We start from the raw sequence: 18,350 nt of genomic DNA on the forward strand, positions 1-18,350 counted from the left end.
TCTTGGCGTTGAATGAACCGCGACACCTCTCCGCCTACCCCACCTCATCAAAGCATCGCCCCATGAGAAAGCACCTCGCTGCCTGCCTCGGCACCCTGCTCCTCGCCATTGCATCGCCGGGTCACGCGCAGGCCGATGACGCCGCTGCGATCGCCCATGCGCGCACCGGCCTCGCGCACACGGTGAGCTACATGCGCTCGAAGCCCGAGCTGTTCGTGAAGCGCGAACCCAGGCCGCCCCGCGTCCTGAGCCCCGAGCAGCGCCGCGAACTGCGCGACCTGTGGGCGAGCTTTCAAGACCGCATGCTGATGCTCGACAACGTGAGCCGCCGCCAGGTCGAGGCCGCCGCCGGCGGGGCGGACGCGGCCGCGCGTGCGCGCGCCCTGGCGCTGCACCACGCCGCGCTGGTGTCGCGCTACCGCCACGCGCTCGACTTCATCGCGCTGACCGACGCCGACCCCACGTTGCGCATCGTGCTCGACGAACCCGTGCCCGAACTCGGCCTGCCCGGTGGCAGCTACGCGCAGTTCAAGCTGCGCTACCTCAACGCGCTGATCGCGAGCGAGTTCGCCGCCTTGTCGGCACGCCGCCAGCAGGCCGCCGCGCAGCTGAAGCAGCCCCCCGCCCTGCCCGCGCCGCTGCTCACGGCCGCGCAGGACGACGACCGCGCGCTGTGGAGGGCCGGCCGCGGCGACGGGCTCATCAACACCCTGCGCAACATGGGCCACGTGACGCAGGACACGGGCTTCAAGCTCTTCTTCCCGGTGCAGAAGGGCGTGTCCGAATGGATGGGCGACACCCGCGTGGCGCAGGGCGAACGCTTCCTCGTGCGGCCGGCGCAGATCGACAAGCTCGACGCCGTGCTGCGCCCCGGCGATGTGCTGCTGGTGCGGCGCGAGTGGTACCTGTCGAACGTCGGCCTGCCCGGCTTCTGGCCGCACGCGGTGCTGTACGTCGGTTCGCCCGAACAGCGCGCCACCTGGTTCGACACCCCCGAGGTGCGCGCCTGGCTTGTCGCGCAGGGCGCCGCCGACGGCCGCCTCGACACGCTGATGAAAAAGCGCCACCCGGCGGCCTACGACCGGTTGCTGGCCAAAGACGCCCATGGCGACCCGCACCGCGCCATCGAGGCCATCAGCGAAGGCGTGGTGCCGACCAGCCTGCCGCACGCGGCCGGTGGCGATTCGGTCGTGGTGCTGCGCCCGCGCCTGACGCCGCTCGACGTGGCGCAGACCCTGGTGGCCGCCCTTCACTACCAGGGCCGGCCCTACGACTTCAACTTCGACTTCCGCACCGACGACACGCTGGTGTGCACCGAGTTCGTGTTGAAGGCCTACGCCACGCAGACCGGCAAGCGCGGCCTGCAAATGCCGCTGCGCCCGGTGGCAGGCCGCCCGGTGACGAGCGCCAACGACATCGCCCAGCACTTCGACCAGACCTACGGGACGCCCGCGCAACAGTTCGACTTCGTCGCCTTTTTCGACGGCGACGCGCAAAAGGGTGAGGCCGTCGAGGGCGACCTCGCGCGCTTCCGCGAGAGCTGGAAGCGGCCCAAGTGGCACATCGTCACGCAGGGCATGGGCGCCCCGCGCTGAGCGTCGCCTTCAGGCCCCCGCCCATGATCTCGACGCAGTTCTTGCAATGCGCGAGCCTGCGCCGCGACACCATCGCGTCGTTTGAGGTCTACCCCTTTCACCTGCCTGCGGTGCGCGCGCTCGAACGGCTGGACTTCCACCCGAAGCTCACCGTCTTCGTCGGCGAAAACGGCAGCGGCAAATCGACCTTGCTGGAGGCCATCGCGGTGTCGCTGGGCTTCAACCCCGAGGGCGGCTCACGCAACTTCAACTTCGGCACGCGGGCATCGCACTCGGTGCTGCACCAGCACCTGCGCGTCGCCAAAGGCGTGAAGCGACCGCGTGACGGCTTCTTCCTGCGCGCCGAGAGCTACTTCAACGTCGCGACGAACATCGAAGAACTCGACGCCGCGCCGGGCCCGGGCATGCCCATCCTGCCGGCCTACGGCAGCGTTTCGCTGCACGAACAATCGCACGGCGAGTCGTTCATGGCGCTGGTGATGAACCGCTTTCGCGGCCAGGGCCTGTACCTGCTCGACGAACCCGAGGCCGCCCTCTCGCCGCAGCGCCAGCTTGCCTTGCTGGCCCGGTTGCACGCGCTGATCGAAGAGCAGTCGCAGTTCGTGATGGCCACGCATTCGCCGATCTTGATGGCGTATCCCGACGCGTGGATCTACCAGTTCACCGCCGACGGCATCGAGCGCGTCGCCTACGAAGAGACCGAGCACTACCAGGTCACGCGGCGCTTCCTGCTCGACCGGCAAGGCATGCTCGACCAGCTGTTGGCCCGCTGATCCCGGGCCGTTTGCACCCCCGCCGAGACATCTTTCCTCCCACGATTGAACGGGGACACAGAATTCTGGCCTCGGCTTCCGTCAGAATTGCGCGGTTTTGCATCAAGCAAGGGTCGCCTGCAATGGAAAAGATTTGGCTCAAGCACTACCCCCAAGGGGTCGCGGGGCAAGTGGAGACGGGGCAGTACAAGTCGTTGAACGACTTGCTGGAGGAGAGCTTCAAGAAGCACGCGGGGCGCTCGGCCTACCGCTTCATGGGCAAGAACTTCAGCTATGCCCAGATCGATGAGCTTTCGCGCGCCTTCGCCGCGTACCTGCAAGCGCAGGGCTTCGCCAAGGGCGACCGCATTGCGGTGATGATGCCCAACGTGCCGCAGTACCCGGTCGCCGTGGCCGGCATCCTGCGCGCGGGCTGTGTGGTGGTGAACGTGAACCCGCTGTACACGCCGCGCGAACTCGAGCACCAGCTGAAGGACTCGGGCGCCAAGGGCATCGTGCTGATCGAGAACTTCGCCACCACGCTCGAACAGTGCTTCGGCGCCGTGCCGACGAAGAAGGTCATCGTCACCGGCATGGGCGACCTGCTCGGCTTCCCCAAGGGCGCGATCGTCAACTACGTCGTGCGCAAGGTGAAGAAGATGGTGCCGGCCTTCAAGCTGCCCGGCGCAGTGAGCTTCAAGGACGCGCTGTCGCAAGGCCGCTCGGCCACGCTCAAGACGCCGCAGATCGGCTCGGACGACATCGCGGTGCTGCAGTACACCGGCGGCACGACCGGCGTGAGCAAGGGCGCGGTGCTGCTGCATCGCAACCTCGTGGCCAACGTGCTGCAGTCCGAAGCCTGGTACCAGCCGGCGCTGCGCAAGATCCCGAACGGCCAGCAACTGGTCACCGTGTGCGCGCTGCCGCTGTACCACATCTTCGGCTTCAACTCGAACATGATGCTGGGCCTGCGCACCGGCGCCTGCAACATCCTGATCCCGAACCCGCGCGACATCCCGGCGGTGTTCAAGGAGCTGAAGGGCCAGACCTTCCACAGCTTCCCGGCCGTCAGCACGCTTTTCAACGCGCTGGTCAACCACCCCGAGTTCAGCACCGTCGACTGGAGCCACCTGGTGATCTCGGTCGGCGGCGGCATGGCGGTGTCAAGCGCCACGGCCAAGCAGTGGCTTGAGAAGACCGGCTGCCCGATCGTCGAGGGCTATGGCCTGTCCGAGACCTCGCCGTCGATCACCTGCAACCCGACCGACAGCAACGCCTTCAGCGGCAACATCGGCATGCCGCTGCCCAACACCGAGGTCAAGCTGATCGACGACGACGGCAACGAGGTGCCCCCGGGCACGCCGGGCGAGATCGCCGTGCGTGGCCCGCAGGTGATGGCCGGCTACTGGCAGCGCCCCGACGAGACCGCCAAGACCATGACGGCCGACGGCTTCTTCCGCACCGGCGACATCGGCACCGTGGACACGCGCGGCTTCTTCAAGATCGTCGATCGCAAGAAAGACATGATCCTGGTGAGCGGCTTCAACGTGTACCCGAACGAGGTCGAAGACGTGGTCGGCCTGATGCCCGGCGTGCTCGAATGCGCCGCGGTCGGTGTGCCCGACGCCAAGGCCGGCGAAGCGGTCAAGCTCGTGATCGTCAAGCGCGACCCGAAGATCACCGAAGCCGATGTGCGCGCGTACTGCGAGGCCAACCTCACCGGCTACAAGCGTCCGAAGCTGGTGGAATTCCGCACCGAACTGCCGAAGACCAACGTCGGCAAGATCCTGCGGCGCGAACTGCGCGACAAGGCCTGAGCAGCCCACCCGGCCCCGCCCGCGGCGGGGTTCGGGGCCGGCCCTGCGGCGCGTCGCCCATTGGGTTGACGCGCTGCACAAAGCACCGCAGCATGGCCCCCCACTGAACTGGGGGGAACCACACGGTGATCTGGACCAAGACCGAGGCAGGGCGCACGGAAATCCAAGCCAAGGCGCTCATCAAAGAGCGCGCCCAACGCAACCTGCTGGTGCTCATCGACGGGCACAAGAGCGAAGAGATGCTGCTGGGCGCCATCGCCGGCATCACGCCCGATGACTTCACCTGGCTCGAATCGCTGGGCTTGATCGAACCCCTGAGCGAACCCGAGAGCCGCTCGCCCGCGCGTGCGGCAGCCCCCAGTGCGGCGGCCGCCCCGCCGCCCCCGGCCCCACCGACCGACTACGCCCACTTCACCGAGGCGCTGACGCAGATGATCTCGAAGGAACTCGGCCTGCGCGGCTTGCCGCTCACGCTGGCACTTGAGAAAGCCTCGACCCCGCAAGAACTGCGCGACGTGGCCGAGCGCGTGCTCGACAAGCTGAAAGAGCGCAAGGGCGAGGCCGTCGCCGAAGCGGCGCGCCGCACCCTGTTCGGTGGTTGAGGCGATGGTCTTTTCCGCCGAACGGCCGCTGGCGATCAGCAGCCCGATGCACGAAGAGCTGCGCGCGCTGCTGCCGCTGGTCGAAGACGTGCGCCGCGTGCCGCTGGCCGGGCGCGAATTTCACCTCGGCCACATTGCGCGCCAGCCGGTGGTGCTGGTGCTCTCCGGCATCGGCAAGGTCGCCGCCGGTGCCACCACGGCGCTGCTGCTGTCGCACTTCAACGCCGGCGCGGTGGTGTTCACCGGTGTGGCCGGCGGGCTGGGCGCCGGCGTGAGGGTGGGTGACATCGTCGTGGCCGACGCCCAGGCCCAGCACGACATGGACTGCTCGCCGCTCTTTCCGCGCTTCGAGGTGCCGCTCACCGGCACGACCCGCTTCGCCACCGACGCCGCGCTGAGCGCCGAACTGCACGCCGCCGCCGCACGCGTGATCGACAGCGCCGAGCGCTTGATCGGCCGCGCGCACCTGAACGACTTCGGCATCACCACGCCGCGGCTGCACACCGGCCTCATCGTCAGCGGCGACCGCTTCGTCTCGACGGCCGCCGAGAGCCGTGCGCTGGTGCAGGCGCTGCCCGACGCGCTGGCGGTCGAGATGGAAGGCGCCGCCGCTGCGCAAATCTGCGCCGATTTCGGCCGGCCCTTCGCGTCGCTGCGCACCGTGTCCGACCGGGCCGATGACGACGCGCATGCCGACTTCTCGCGCTTCATCGTCGAAGTCGCCAGCGTCTACACCCGGGCTGTCGTGCACGACTGGCTCGCCGCGCGCTGATGCCGCGGCTGTATGTCGAGGCGGCGCTGGCCGCCGGCGCCGCGTTCGATCTGCCGGAGGGGCCCTCGCGGCACGCCCAGGTGCTGCGCCTGCAACCGGGCGCCGCGCTGACGCTGTTCAACGGCGCAGGCGGTGAGTGGTCCGCCCAAGTCACGCAGATGGGCCGCAAAACGGTCACGGTGGACGTGCTCGCGCACGACCCCATCGAGCGAGAGCTGCCCGTGCAGGTGACGCTGGCGATGGGCATGCCGGCCAACGACCGCATGGACGCGCTGGTCGAGAAGGCCACCGAGCTGGGCGTGGCGGCGATCCAGCCGCTGCTGACCGAACGCTCGGTGCTTCGCCTGAGCGGTGAGCGCGCCGACAAGCGCGTCGAACACTGGCGCGGCGTGGCCATCGCGGCGGCCGAGCAGAGCGGGCGCACGCGCGTGCCGCGCATCGCGCCGATCCGCCCGCTGTCTGACTGGCTGCGCGACGCGGCGCCCACCGAAGGCAATGCGCGTTGGCTCTTGAGCCTGACCGGGGCCGAACCGCTGGCGCGAGCGCTGGCCGCGGTGGGCCCGTCCGTCACGGTGCTCAGCGGCCCCGAAGGTGGCCTCGCCCCGGCCGAAGAGGCGCTCGCCCGGACCGTCGGCTTTGTCGGCGTCGGCCTGGGCTCCCGCGTGCTGCGGGCCGACACGGCCCCGCTCGCGGTGCTGGCGAACGTGTCCCTGCGCGACTCGTTGGTGCTGCCTTAGGGGGTTTGCGCCCGTGACGCCGGCGTATGCTGGCTCGCCCCCGCACTGGCACGGGGCGCATCGGGAGACAACGCATGACGGCGACCGACACCTATGCCCTGGCTGGGGCGCTGGCACTGGGCGCCCTGGGCCTGCTGCACGGGCTGGTGTGGCGGGTGCAGCGCGAGCGCTGGGCCGCGTGTTTCGCGGTGGGCTTCATGGCTGCCGCCCTGGTCTATGCCTTCGACGAGCACACGCGCCCGCAGGGCGACCTGCCCAACGTGTATTCGGGGGTCGTGGCCCTGCTGCTGGTCACGCTGACCACGCTGGGCCTCATCGACTACTTCAGCATCACGGGGCGCGCCGCAAAGCGGTTGGCCGCGGGGGTGCTCGGCACCTCGGCCGTCATGACGGTGCTGATGGCCTTGGGCGCGGTGAACCGCCTGACGGCGTTTGCGGTTTACGGGGCCCTGCTCGGGGTCCAGGGGCTGATGGCCTGCCATGCCATGCGGGCCGAGCCCCGCAGCGGGCACGGGCTGGTGGCGGCGACCTTGCTGCTGTACCCCGGGGTGATTGGTGCGGCCGCGCTGGGCTGGCTGCCCGTGCCCCTGCTGAGGTACCTGCTGATCGTGCCCACGGCGGCGGTCGGTGCCACCGTGCTGACGACCGGCCTGCTGCGTGCCCACCGCCGCGCCCAGGCCGAGCTGCAAGGTCGGCAGGCCGCCGAACAGGCCCTGCAGGCGCTGAACGAATCGCTCGAACAGCGCGTCGCGCAGCGCACCGCCGAACTGCACGAGGTGGTCCTTGCGCTGGAAAGCTTCAACCGCAGCGTGTCGCACGACCTGCGCGGACCGCTCGGCGGCATCGCCGGCGTGTCACGGCTGGCCGCCGAGGCGCTCGCCCGCGACGACCGCAGCACCGTTCAGCGCATGCTGGAGGTCATCGCCACCCAGGCCGACAGCTCGGCCAAGCTGGTGGGCGCCCTGCTGGCGCTGGCGCGCGTGGGCGATGTGCCGCTGCGTGCGCAGCCCGTCGACCTGGACGTCTTCGTGCGCGACACGCTGGAGCAAATGCGCCTGGCCGACCCCGAGAGCAGGCCGCCGCCGGTCACCGTGCAGACCCTGCCGCGTGTGCATGCGGACCCGGACCTGCTGCGCCAGGTCGTCGTCAACCTCGTGGGCAACGCCATGAAGTTCACCCGCGACAGCCACCCGCCGCGCATCGAGGTCGGCGCCCTGCAAACGACCAACACCCCCGGCAGCGAGCGCATCCTCTTCGTGCGCGACAACGGCGTGGGCTTCGACATGGACGAGGCCACGCAGCTGTTCCAGCCCTTCAGGCAACTGCACGGCCCGCAACGCGCGCAGGGCCACGGCGTGGGCTTGAGCATCGTCAAGCGCATCGTCGAACGCCACGGCGGCAAGGTCTGGGCCGAATCCGCCCGCAACCACGGCGCCACCTTCTACTTCAGCCTGCCGGCCTGAGCCGTGCCCCGGCCGACCCGCGCAATTTGTCGACCCCGTCACGCGCAAGCCTCACCTGTGGTCTCACCCGCGCGGAACGACGCCTCGTGTCCCTGGGCATCGGCGTATGCTGATCGGCCTCACGCTGTGCGGGCCCTGGGGACGTGGTGATGCAGGCGGTCGAAGGTTATGCCTTGGTGGGGCTGTTGGCGCACGCTGCGCTGGCCTTGCTGTTCGCAGCGGTCTGGCACGCCGAGCGGGCCCGTTGGGCCGCCTGCTTCGGCGGGCTGTTCGCCATCCTGACGCTGATCTTCCTGTTCGACACCCAATGGCGACCCATCGGCCTGCGCCCCCACCCCGCGCCCCTGTCGCTGGGCATGGTGGGCGCGGCGCTGACAGCGCTCGGGCTGATCGACCTGCTCGCCCCGCCACGGCGCCTGCGCCGGGTGCTCAACGCACTGGCCATGGCCTGGCCGGCAGCACTGTGGTTGGCGGTGCAGGCAGGCAGCGGCACGGGCCCGCTGGTCCTGGGCCTGGCGTTCTTCTTCGCATCACTCGCGGTGCTGGTGCTGTGGTCCGCCTGGCGACAGCGCGACGCGCGCTTGCTGCTGATCTTCGTGGTGTTCGCGATGTACCCCACGGTCTTCGGCATCTCGGCCGCGGGCCTCATCCCGACCGGCCTGCTGCGCTATGCCGCCGCCGTGCCCACGCTCGCGCTGGGCATGACGGTGCTGACGCTGGGCCTGTTGCGCGCGCACCGCCGCGGACAGGATGAACTGCAGCGTCGCGAAGCCGCCGAGCAGGCCTTGCAGGCGCTGAACGAATCGCTCGAGCAGCGCGTGGCGCAACGCACGACCGAGTTGCGCGAGATGGTCGAGGGGCTGGAAAGTTTCAACCGCAGCGTCTCGCACGACCTGCGCGGGCCGCTCGGTGGCATCGCCGGCGTGGCGCGCCTGGCGCGTGACGCACTCGCGCGGCGCGACCTGGTGAGCGCCGAGCGCATGCTCGATGTGATCACCACCCAGGCCGACTCGTCGGCCAAGCTCGTGGCTGCGCTGCTGGCGCTGGCGCGGGTGGGCGACGTGCCCCTCGCACCACGCCGGGTGGACCTCAACAGCTTCGTGCGCGACACGCTGGAGCAAATGCGCCAGGCCGACACCGCCCCCACGCCGGACTGGCCGGTGACGGTCGAGGCCCTGCCCGCCGTGCGCGCCGACCCCGACCTGCTGCGGCAGGTGCTGATCAACCTGGTGGGCAACGCGCTGAAGTTCTCGCGCGAGACCGAGCACCCGCAGGTCGTGGTGGGCGCGCTCGGCCCCGAGCAGGCCCCGGCCCAGGCCCACCGCGGCGAGCAGGTCGTCTACGTGCGCGACAACGGCGTCGGCTTCGACATGAAAGACTCGGAGCGGCTCTTCGCCCCGTTCGAGCGCCTGCACAGCGCGCAGCGCTTCCAGGGGCACGGCGTGGGCCTGAGCATCGTCAAGCGCATCGTCGAACGCCACGGTGGCACGGTGTGGGCCGAGTCCGCACCCAACAGCGGCGCGACCTTCTACTTCAGCCTGCCGGCCTGAACGGCACGGCCTTCGGCCGGGTCAGGCCTTCGGCGAACCCGCCACCAGGTCGAATCGGAACAGGCGGCATTCGATCGGGCCGTTCCACATCGGCACGCGGCGGCTTTCTTTCAGGCGCATCGCGCCGGGCAGCTTCATGTCGGGGCTCAGCACCCACGCCGTCCAGCCCGCCGGGTGCTGCGTGTAGGCGCGCTTCCAGTGCGTGGCCAGGCGCGGAAAGAAGTCGTCCGGCGTGTCGCGGTCTTGCGCCGACGGCCGCGCCGCCTTGCCCGCCACGTCGATGCGCTCGCCATAGGGCGGGTTCAGGATCAGCGTGCCCGGCAGGTCGGCCGGCAGCGTGGGCGCCGGGCGCTCCAGCGCATCGCCCCCGTTGAACTGGATCGCCTGCTCGACGCCCGCGCGCTGCGCATTGCGCCGCGCGAAATCAACCATGCGAAACGCGATGTCGCTGGCGTGGATGGGCACCGCGCTCGGGCGGACGCGCGCCTGCGCGTGGCTCTTCAGGCGCTGCCACTGCGCGCGCATGTTGGCGTCGCTGAACGGCAGCTGGCGCTCGAACGCGAAGCGGCGTTTCAGGCCCGGCGCGATGTCGCACGCGATCTGCGCGGCCTCGATGGCCAGCGTGCCCGAGCCGCAGCAGGGGTCGTGCAAGGCGCCGCCTTCTTGCGGCGTGCCGCGCCAGCCGGCGGCGGCCAGCATCGCGGCGGCCAGCGTTTCTTTCAGCGGCGCATCGCCCTTGTCTTCGCGCCAGCCGCGCTTGAACAGCGGCTCGCCCGAGGTGTCCACGTACAGCGACGCCCGCTCGGGCCCCAGGTGCAGCACCAGCGGCAGGTCGGGCCGGTGCGTGTCCACACTCGGGCGCTCGCCGGTCGCCTCGCGCATCACGTCGCAGACACCGTCCTTGATGCGCAGCGCGGCGAAGTTCAGGCTCTTGAGCGGGCTGCGCTGCGCGGTGGTGTCGACCTTGATCGTGTGCTGCGGGGTGATCCACTGCGTCCAATCGACCCCGCAGGCCAGGTCGTACAGATCGTTCTCGGCGAAGTACGGCCCCTCGGCCACCTCGGCCAGCACCCGCTGCGCGAGACGGCTTTCGAGGTTGAGCTGCATCACCTCGTCCGGCCCGCCTTCGAGCGACACCCCGCCGCGCGCGGCATGCACCGGCACCTCGGGCAGGATGCGCCGGACTTCATCGGCCAGCAGCGATTCAACGCCAGCGGCGCACGGGAGGAAGAGGGGCAAAGGCATGCCGGCATTGTCGCCGCTGGCCTTGCCCCCGCCAGCTCAGCGCCCGTACCGCGCCTCGATGCTCGCCGAGCCCAGCCGGTTCATCGTCAGGTAGAAGCCGACCATCGCGGCGCTCGCGCCGGCGGGTGGGTCGATCGCCTCGACCTTCAGCGCATGCACGGTGAACACGTAGCGGTGCGGCTTGTCGCCAGCGGGCGGGCAGGCGCCGCCGAAGCCGGGCGTGCCGTAGTCGGTGCGGCCTTGCACGGCGCCCGCAGGCAGGCGCGGGGCCTCGGCCGCGCCGGCACCGACCGGCACGCCGGTGGTCGAAGCCGGCAAGTTGTAGACGACCCAGTGCCACCAGCCCGAGCCGGTGGGCGCGTCGGGGTCGTAGGCGGTGATGGCGAAGCTGCGCGTGCCGGCGGGCGGGTTCTTCCATTCGAGCGCGGGCGAGCGGTTGCCGCCCTGGCAACCGAAGCCGTTGAAGACCTGCTCGCTGCCGAGCGTGCCGCCGGGGCTGAACTGCGGGCTGGTGACGGTGAAGCCTTCGGCCTGCGCCACGGGGGCCGCCACGAGCTGGGCGATCAGGGCAAGGGCGGCAAGGGCGGGACGCATCGGGGGCAAGGGCATGGCGATCTCCTGTCGAGGTGATGGAGCCACCATGCTGCCGTCGGCAGGCCCGCCGCCCTAGCCTGCGAGCGCCAAGTCTTGTGCCGCAGCGTTCATCCCGGGCCGCAACTCATTCGGCGCAAGGCCGAAGCGCGACTTGAACGCCGCGCTGAAGCGGCTGTGCGATTCGTAGCCGCAACGCGCAGCGATTTCGCCGATCGGCCGGTCCGTCGTCTGCAGCAGGCCGAGCGCGGCCTCCAGGCGCACCTCGCGCACCAGTTCGCCGGCGGTGATGGCTTCGTCGGCGAGGCGGCGGCGCAAGGTGCTCGCGCTCATCGCGAAGGCCTCGGCCAGCGCCTCGACCGTCCAGTCGGCTTCGAGGCGGTTGGCGACGACTGCCCGCACGCGGTCGGCCCAGCCGCGCGTCTGGCCGGGCGCGAAGCACCAGCCGCGTTCGGCCAGCACCAGCAGCAGTTCGTGCAGACGGTGCCGCGCCACGGCAGGCGACACGCCCGAGGTCGCGTCGAGCGCACGCGCGCTGCGGGCGAAGGTGTCGGCGAGCTCGTCGTCCGCTCGCAGGCGCACCGCGTCGTGCACGTGGCGGGCGCGGGCGGCTTCGGGCCGGGCCGCGAAGGCCTGCACCTCGTCGGGGCCGGGCACGAGGACGAGCGCACGGTAGTGGCCGTCGGGCGCCGGGTCGTTGACCACGTCCCATTGCCGGCCGCGCGGCAGCACGAACAACTCACCGCGCTGCCAGTGGCGTTCGCCCTCGGGGCCGAGCAGGGTCTTGGTGCCGGACTGCACCCAGCCGATCACGTCTTCGCGGATCGCCAGCGTCTTGAGCCGGTAGCGCACCGAGGTGGCGAACAGGGCGGAGGCCGCCGCGCGGGTCTGGCTCACGGGGACACCCTCTCAGCGCGCAGCCACCGGTGCCCCGCTCACAGCGCCCGGCGCAGGTTGGCCGGCGCGATCTTGAGCGCTTCGCGGTACTTGGCCACCGTGCGGCGCGCCACCTGGATGCCCTGCTCTTCGAGCATGTGGCTCAACTGGCTGTCGGACAGCGGCTTGGCCGCGTCTTCGGCCGCCACCAGCTGCTTGATGAGTGCGCGCACCGCCGTGCTCGACGCGTTGCCGCCGGCGTCGGTGTTGAGCGACGAGCCGAAAAAGTACTTCAGTTCGAAGGTGCCGTAGGGCGTGGCCATGTACTTGGCCGTGGTGACGCGCGAGATGGTCGATTCGTGCAGGCCCAGCTCATCGGCAATCTCGCGCAGCACCAGCGGCTTCATCGCGATCTCGCCGTGCGTGAAGAAGCTCTTCTGCCGCTCGACGATGGCCTGCGACACGCGCTGGATGGTGTCGAAGCGCTGCTGGATGTTCTTCATGAACCAGCGTGCCTCTTGCAGGCGCGAGCTGAGCGCCGAGCCGCCGGAGCCACGCGAGCTGCGGATGGCCTGCGCGTACAGGTCGTTGATGCGCAGCTTGGGCATCACGTCGGGGTTGAGCACGACCTTCCAGTTGCGGCCCGACTTCTGCACGATCACGTCGGGCACGACGATGTTGGCCTCGGCGCGCGTGAAGGGCCGGCCGGGCTTGGGTTCGAGCTGCACGATCAGCACCTGCGCGGCCTTGATCAGCTCTTCGTCGGCGCCGGTGGCGGCCATGAGCTTCTTCATGTCGCGCTTGGCGAGCAGGTCGAGGTGGCTCTTGCAGATCAGGATGGCGATCGCCTGCGCCTCGTCGCGCGGCAAGGCGCGCAGTTGCAGCACCAGGCATTCGGGCAGGTTGGACGCGCCGACGCCGATGGGCTCCATGTTCTGCAACCACTTGAGCGCGCAGCGCAGGCGATCGACCAGGTCTTCGCGTTGCGCGAGGCTGTCTTCGTCTTCGCCCGGCACCAGCTCGGCGGCGATCGCTTCGAGCGAATCGGCCAGGTAGCCGTCTTCGTTCAACGATTCGATCAGCACGTGCACGGCCGCTGCGTCTTCGGGGCTCAGCCGCATGCCGAGCAACTGGCGGCGCAGGTGCTCTTGCAGGCTTTCGCCGACCGGGTTGCGGTCTTGCGGATCGAAGTCGTCGTTGTCGTTGTTGCCGCTGCCGGACGAGGGCGTTTCGCGGATGCCATCGAAGTCGTCGCGCTCGGTGCCGTTCTCCCAGTCCTCGCGCTCGGTGGCGCCGAACTCAGCCGCATCGACGCCGGCCGGCTCGTCGCCATCACCGCTGCTGGTGCTGTCGTTCGCGTGATCGACCTCGCGCTCGGCGTTGCGCTCGGCCGGCAGCAGCCGCTCGGCCAGCGGCTCGAAGGCCGGGCTGCCGTCGTCATCGGTTTCGAGGAACGGGTTCTGCTCCAGCATCTGCTCGACCTCTTGGTGGAGTTCGAGCGTCGAGAGCTGCAACAGGCGGATCGACTGCTGCAGCTGCGGCGTCAGCGCGAGATGCTGCGAGAGGCGGACCTGCAACGATGGTTTCATCGTGCAGCCTCGATCAACGCGAGGGCCGCAGCGCCGGGCCGCCCCCAAGCAGCGGCCCCATCCCCTCGGGGGATCGGATCGCCAGGGTTGAGACGAGGGGTGAGATAAGGGGCCGTCATCTCACATCCGGAAGTTTTCGCCGAGGTACACCTTGCGCACATCGGGGTTCTCGACGATCTCGGCGGGCGTGCCTTCGGCCAGCACCTCGCCCTCGCTGATGATGTAGGCGCGGTCGCAGATGCCCAGCGTCTCGCGCACGTTGTGGTCGGTGATCAGCACGCCGATGCCACGGCTCTTCAGGAAGCTGATGATTCGCTGGATCTCGATCACCGCGATCGGGTCCACGCCCGCGAAGGGCTCGTCGAGCAGAATGAACCTCGGCTGCGTCGCCAGCGCGCGGGCGATCTCGACCCGCCGGCGCTCGCCGCCCGACAGCGCCGGGGCCGGGCTGTTGCGCAGCTTCTCGATGCTCAGGTCGTGCATCAGGCCCGACAGCAGCTTGTCGATCTGCTCTTTGGGCAGCGGCTTGCCGTCGGGGCCGCGCTGCAGTTCGAGCACCGCGCGGATGTTCTCTTCGACGGTCAGCTTGCGAAAGATCGACGCCTCTTGCGGCAGGTAGCTCAGGCCGAGCCGCGAGCGCTGGTGGATCGGCAACCGCTCGGCACGCTGCCCGGCGATGCTGATCTCGCCGGCGTCGGCGCGCACCAGGCCGACGATCATGTAGAAGCTGGTGGTCTTGCCGGCGCCGTTCGGGCCCAAGAGGCCCACCACCTCGCCGCCATCGACGGCCAGGCGCACGTTCTTCACCACCTTGCGCGAGCCGTAGCTCTTTTGAAGGCCCTGGGCCTCCAGCCGGTTCGGCGCCGCCGTCATCGGCCACCCCCGGCCTGCGATGCGCTCTGCGCGGCCGCTTCGGCCGCCGCGGCCGTCCCCTCGCGGGGCGACAGCACGGCGCGCACGCGGCCGGTGGGGTTGCTGGGCGTGGCCGCGGCGGCCCCGCCCGAGACGGTGAACACCTCAGCGGTGTTGTCGTAGGTGATCAGCGCGCCGCTCACCTCGTCGGCCACCGCCTCGCCGCGCAGGCGGCGCACCTGCGCCTTGCCCACGAACTTCACGGTGTCGCCCTTGCTGTCGTATTCGAGCCGGGCGGCTTCGCCTTCGATGAACTCGTTGACGCCTTCGCGCTTCTGGCGAAACTTCGCCGGCTGCTCGGGCGTGCCGGTGGCAATCGCGATCTGGTAGCCGTCGGGCGTTTCGCGCACTTCGATGCGCTGCGCGCGGATGGACATCGTGCCCTTGAGCACCACCACGTCACCGCTGAACACGACGACCTGGTTCAGCAGGTCGATCTTGCCGGGCTGGTTGGACTCGACCTCCATCTTCTTGAGGCGGTCGGCGCGCTCGGCCTGGGCCGGCGCCACCGCACCGAACACGGCCAAGGCGGCGCCCAGTGCTGCAACGCAGCAACGACTTGACAAGAGGGAGGAAATGAGGGTCTTCATTGCGGCACGAAACTTGCAGGCCATTCTAGCCCACAGGCGTGGCCGACCGCAGGGGAAATCTCACATCCGGCGGGCGAATCCGCCGGTGAGGTCACCCCGACGGACGCCGTCCAACGCCGGGGTGATGAGCGGCACCTGCTGACGAGGCGCCGCGTCAAGCGAGGGGGCTCAGCCCTTTTTCTCGCGCAGGGCGCGCTGCACCAGCACATCGGCCACCTGGAGCGAGCGCTCCGGCGAGCCGGCCATCTGGCCCGAGGTCAGGTAGCGGCCGTTGATGCCCAGGGCCGGCACGCCTTCGATCTTGTACGCGTCGGCCAATTGCGAGGCCTGGCGGGCCTTGGTCTGCACCGAGAAGCCGTTGAACAACTCCATGAAGCGGGCGCTGTCGAGGCCGTTCTTGCCGATGAACGCGGCAATCTCTTCGGGCTTGTCGAGGCGCTGGCGCTCGCTGTGCATCGCATAGAACACGCGACGGTGCATGGCGTCGAGCTTGCCCATGGCTTCGAGCGCGAAGTAGAGGCGTTGGTGGATGCCGTGCGGGTTTTCGCGGAAGGCCACCGGGCTGCGGCGGAAGGCCACGTTGGCCGGCAGCTTCTTGACCCACTCTTCGAGCGCGGGCTCGAAGGCGTTGCAGTGCGGGCAGCCGTACCAGAAGAACTCGACCACATCGATCTTGCCGGCGGGCGACGACACCGGCGCGCCGGGGTTCACGCGCACGAAGTCCTTGCCCTCTTGCGGGCCCTGGGCGAGGGCCGCGAACGGCGCCATCAGCGCGGTGCCGCCGAGGCCGAGGCCGGTGAGTTGCAACGAGAAATCGCGACGGTTCATGGGGTCAGTCCTGCAAGTGGGTTCGGGGTTTCCGAGTCGGGCCGGGGCACAAAGTTCAGGCCCCGCGGCCCGGGTTGCTTACGGTTGCTTTTGCACGCGCACCAGGTCGGATTCGATGCTGGCGCCGTCGAGCTTTTGCTTGGCCGCGCCCGCCGCGTCTTTCGAGTCGAACGGCCCGACGCGCACGCGGTACCAGGTGCGGCCCGCCTGTTCGCGTTCGGTGATCTTGGCGCTCAAGCCCATCATCGCGAGCTTGGCGCGCTGCTGTTCGGCCTCTTCGGACCGGGCATACGCACCGGCCTGCACAAAGTACGTGAACGGATCGGCGGTCGATCCGGTGGACACGGGTGCCGACGCGATGGCCCCGGGTTTGTCCGCCAGGATGGCGGCGGGGTCGCGCGTGCTGGCCGCGGCACTGGCGGGTGCGGTCGCGGCCGAGGCCGGGACCGAGGCCGAGGGCAGCGGCGGGATCACCCCGCTGGCCGTGCCCGAGGGCTTGGCCGGGTTCTTGCCGTACAGGGCCGAGTTCGGGTCCCAGTTCTTGTTGCGCTCGGTCTCGGCGGCGTCTTGCTCAGGGGTGCGCTGCGGCACCTTGTTGACGAAGGGGATGGGCACCTTCGAGATGTAGAGCGCCACACCGAGCGCCAGCGCCAGCCCGATCAACAGGCCGACAACCATGCCGAGAAAAAACCCGCCGCGTTGGTTCTTCTTCATTCCGTCTCCGTCACATCTTCTCGGGGGCGCTCACACCCAGCACGGCCAGGGCGTTGCGCAAGACCTGCCGGGTTGCCGCCAGCAGGGCCAGCCGGGCGCGCGTGAGTTCCGCGTCGTCCTCGACCAGAAAACGTTCGGCGGCATAGTAACTGTGGAAGGCACCCGCCACGTCACGCAGGTAGAAGGCGATGTCGTGCGGCGCGAGGCCCGCGGCCGCGCCCGCCAGCACGGCCGGAAACTCAGCCAGCTTGAGCATCAGCGCCGCCTCGGTCGGCGCCGCCAGCAGCGCGAGGTTCGCGCCTGACAGGCCGGCCACATCGCCGCCCTTGTCGCTGGCCCAGTCGCGCAGCACCTTGCTGAGGCGCGCATGCGCGTACTGCACATAGAACACCGGGTTCTCGTCGTTCTGCTTCAGCGCGAGGTCCACGTCGAACACGAACTCGGTGTCGGCCTTGCGGCTGATCAGGAAGAAGCGCACCGCGTCCTTGCTGGTCCACTCGATCAGGTCGCGCAGGGTGACGTAGCTGCCGGCGCGCTTGGAGATCTTGACCTCTTCGCCGCCCTTCATCACCGTGACCATCTTGTGCAGCACGTAGTCGGGGTAGCCCTCGGGGATGCCCTGATTCACTGCCTGCAGACCGGCGCGCACGCGGGCGATGGTGCCGTGGTGGTCGCTGCCCTGGATGTTGATGGCCTTCGTGAAGCCGCGCTCGTGCTTGGCGAGGTGGTAGGCCACGTCGGGCACGAAGTAGGTGTAGGTGCCGTCGGACTTGCGCATCACGCGGTCCTTGTCGTCACCGTAGTCGGTGCTGCGCAGCCACAGCGCGCCGCCGTCTTCGAAGGTCTTGCCGGCGTCGATCAGGCGCTTCACCGTCTGCTCGACACGGCCGCTCGAATACAGGCTCGATTCGAGGTAGTAGTTGTCGAAGCGCACGCCGAAGGCTTGCAAATCGAGGTCTTGCTCGTGGCGCAGGTAGGCCACGGCAAACTGGCGGATGCCGTCGAGGTCGTTCGCGTCACCCGACGCGGTGAACTCGCGGTCGTCGGCCTTGACGGTCTTCTTCGCCATGAAGTCGGCGGCGATGTCGGCGATGTAGTCGCCGTTGTAGGCCGACTCGGGCCAGGCCGCGTCGCCCGGCTTCAGGCCGTCGATGCGCGCTTTGGTCGATGCAGCCAGCGTGCCGATCTGCACGCCCGCGTCGTTGTAATAGAACTCTCGCGTGACCGCGAAGCCCTGCGTCTCGAAGAGGTTGCAGATCGCGTCGCCCAAGGCGCCCTGGCGGCCATGGCCCACGTGCAGCGGGCCGGTCGGGTTGGCCGAGACGAACTCGACCAGCACCTTGTTGTCGGCCTGCGTGGGCTGGCGGCCGAAGGCGTCGCCAGCGGTCAGCACTTCGCGCACGACGGCCTGCTTGGCGGCGGCCTTCAGGCGCAGGTTGATGAAGCCGGGGCCGGCGATCTCGAGCGCATCGACCCACTGCTGCACGGCCGGCTGCGCGTTGAGCGCGTCGATCAGCGCCTGGGCCAGTTCGCGCGGGTTCTTCTTGAGGGGCTTGGCGAGCTGCATGGCCGCCGTGACGGCGAAGTCGCCATGTGCCGCTTGTTTGGGCAGTTCGACGGCCGCCGGCAGCGTGCTGCCGGGGCTGACCTGGGCGATGGCTGCGGCCAGCGCATGCAGCAGGTCTTGTTTGGCTTGGATCATGGCGCGCGATTCTAA

The 18,350-nt window shown here is 69.6% G+C and carries 17 protein-coding genes; 8 read left to right on the plus strand and 9 right to left on the minus strand.

Features of this window, described 5'->3' with window-relative positions:
- Positions 1 to 62 precede the first annotated feature (62 nt).
- The 8 genes from AC1KAT_RS16370 (at position 63) to AC1KAT_RS16405 (ending at position 9,288) form a co-directional block, all read left to right on the plus strand.
- Positions 63 to 1,595 (plus strand): YiiX/YebB-like N1pC/P60 family cysteine hydrolase, encoded by a 1,533-nt coding sequence (locus tag AC1KAT_RS16370; RefSeq protein WP_480327885.1) that lies wholly within the window; start codon positions 63 to 65, stop codon positions 1,593 to 1,595.
- Between the two features lie 23 nt (positions 1,596 to 1,618).
- Positions 1,619 to 2,368, plus strand: a complete 750-nt coding sequence (locus tag AC1KAT_RS16375) for an AAA family ATPase (RefSeq protein ID WP_480327887.1) — start codon at positions 1,619 to 1,621, stop codon at positions 2,366 to 2,368.
- Positions 2,369 to 2,490: 122 nt separating this feature from the next.
- On the plus strand, positions 2,491 to 4,164 hold the full coding sequence (locus AC1KAT_RS16380) for a long-chain-fatty-acid--CoA ligase (RefSeq protein WP_480327889.1): 1,674 nt from the start codon (positions 2,491 to 2,493) through the stop codon (positions 4,162 to 4,164).
- A gap of 125 nt (positions 4,165 to 4,289) precedes the next feature.
- Entirely contained in the window at positions 4,290 to 4,766 is a 477-nt protein-coding gene (locus AC1KAT_RS16385; protein ID WP_480327891.1) for a hypothetical protein, read from the plus strand.
- 4 nt (positions 4,767 to 4,770) lie between these two features.
- Positions 4,771 to 5,538 carry a 5'-methylthioadenosine/adenosylhomocysteine nucleosidase gene (locus AC1KAT_RS16390; RefSeq protein WP_480327893.1) on the plus strand — a complete coding sequence of 256 codons (768 nt, stop codon included), beginning with the start codon at positions 4,771 to 4,773 and terminating at the stop codon, positions 5,536 to 5,538.
- Positions 5,538 to 6,275, plus strand: a complete 738-nt coding sequence (locus AC1KAT_RS16395; RefSeq protein WP_480327895.1) for a 16S rRNA (uracil(1498)-N(3))-methyltransferase — start codon at positions 5,538 to 5,540, stop codon at positions 6,273 to 6,275. The genes AC1KAT_RS16390 and AC1KAT_RS16395 overlap by 1 nt, the downstream gene beginning before the upstream one ends.
- Before the next feature lie 74 nt (positions 6,276 to 6,349).
- Positions 6,350 to 7,738: a sensor histidine kinase gene (locus AC1KAT_RS16400; protein WP_480327897.1), complete on the plus strand. Its 1,389-nt coding sequence runs from the start codon at positions 6,350 to 6,352 to the stop codon at positions 7,736 to 7,738.
- 149 nt (positions 7,739 to 7,887) lie between these two features.
- Complete coding sequence (locus AC1KAT_RS16405; RefSeq protein ID WP_480327899.1) at positions 7,888 to 9,288, plus strand: sensor histidine kinase; 1,401 nt, start codon at positions 7,888 to 7,890, stop codon at positions 9,286 to 9,288.
- A 21-nt stretch (positions 9,289 to 9,309) separates the two neighbouring features.
- Here the strand turns inward: AC1KAT_RS16405 and AC1KAT_RS16410 are convergent, their stop codons facing one another.
- From AC1KAT_RS16410 to argS, 9 genes are all read right to left on the minus strand, one after another.
- Entirely contained in the window at positions 9,310 to 10,533 is a 1,224-nt protein-coding gene (locus tag AC1KAT_RS16410; protein WP_480327901.1) for a THUMP domain-containing class I SAM-dependent RNA methyltransferase, read from the minus strand.
- A 36-nt stretch (positions 10,534 to 10,569) separates the two neighbouring features.
- Entirely contained in the window at positions 10,570 to 11,142 is a 573-nt protein-coding gene (locus AC1KAT_RS16415) for a YbhB/YbcL family Raf kinase inhibitor-like protein (protein WP_480327903.1), read from the minus strand.
- A gap of 57 nt (positions 11,143 to 11,199) precedes the next feature.
- Positions 11,200 to 12,021 (minus strand): helix-turn-helix transcriptional regulator, encoded by an 822-nt coding sequence (locus AC1KAT_RS16420; RefSeq protein WP_480327905.1) that lies wholly within the window; start codon positions 12,019 to 12,021, stop codon positions 11,200 to 11,202.
- A 38-nt stretch (positions 12,022 to 12,059) separates the two neighbouring features.
- Positions 12,060 to 13,589 carry an RNA polymerase factor sigma-54 gene (locus tag AC1KAT_RS16425; protein WP_480327907.1) on the minus strand — a complete coding sequence of 510 codons (1,530 nt, stop codon included), beginning with the start codon at positions 13,587 to 13,589 and terminating at the stop codon, positions 12,060 to 12,062.
- A 120-nt stretch (positions 13,590 to 13,709) separates the two neighbouring features.
- The gene (gene lptB, locus AC1KAT_RS16430) at positions 13,710 to 14,462 is read right to left on the minus strand and encodes an LPS export ABC transporter ATP-binding protein (protein WP_480327909.1); all 753 of its coding nucleotides are present in this window, start codon (positions 14,460 to 14,462) and stop codon (positions 13,710 to 13,712) included.
- Positions 14,459 to 15,022: a lipopolysaccharide transport periplasmic protein LptA gene (lptA, locus tag AC1KAT_RS16435; RefSeq protein WP_480328517.1), complete on the minus strand. Its 564-nt coding sequence runs from the start codon at positions 15,020 to 15,022 to the stop codon at positions 14,459 to 14,461. Before lptA ends, lptB begins: the two co-directional genes overlap by 4 nt.
- Before the next feature lie 237 nt (positions 15,023 to 15,259).
- Positions 15,260 to 15,919: a thiol:disulfide interchange protein DsbA/DsbL gene (locus tag AC1KAT_RS16440; RefSeq protein WP_480327911.1), complete on the minus strand. Its 660-nt coding sequence runs from the start codon at positions 15,917 to 15,919 to the stop codon at positions 15,260 to 15,262.
- A 78-nt stretch (positions 15,920 to 15,997) separates the two neighbouring features.
- Positions 15,998 to 16,633, minus strand: a complete 636-nt coding sequence (locus tag AC1KAT_RS16445; RefSeq protein ID WP_480327913.1) for an SPOR domain-containing protein — start codon at positions 16,631 to 16,633, stop codon at positions 15,998 to 16,000.
- Positions 16,634 to 16,643: 10 nt separating this feature from the next.
- Complete coding sequence (gene argS, locus AC1KAT_RS16450; protein WP_480327914.1) at positions 16,644 to 18,335, minus strand: arginine--tRNA ligase; 1,692 nt, start codon at positions 18,333 to 18,335, stop codon at positions 16,644 to 16,646.
- Positions 18,336 to 18,350: the final 15 nt, after the last annotated feature.

Source organism: Piscinibacter sp. PDB5-1, from assembly GCF_056676035.1.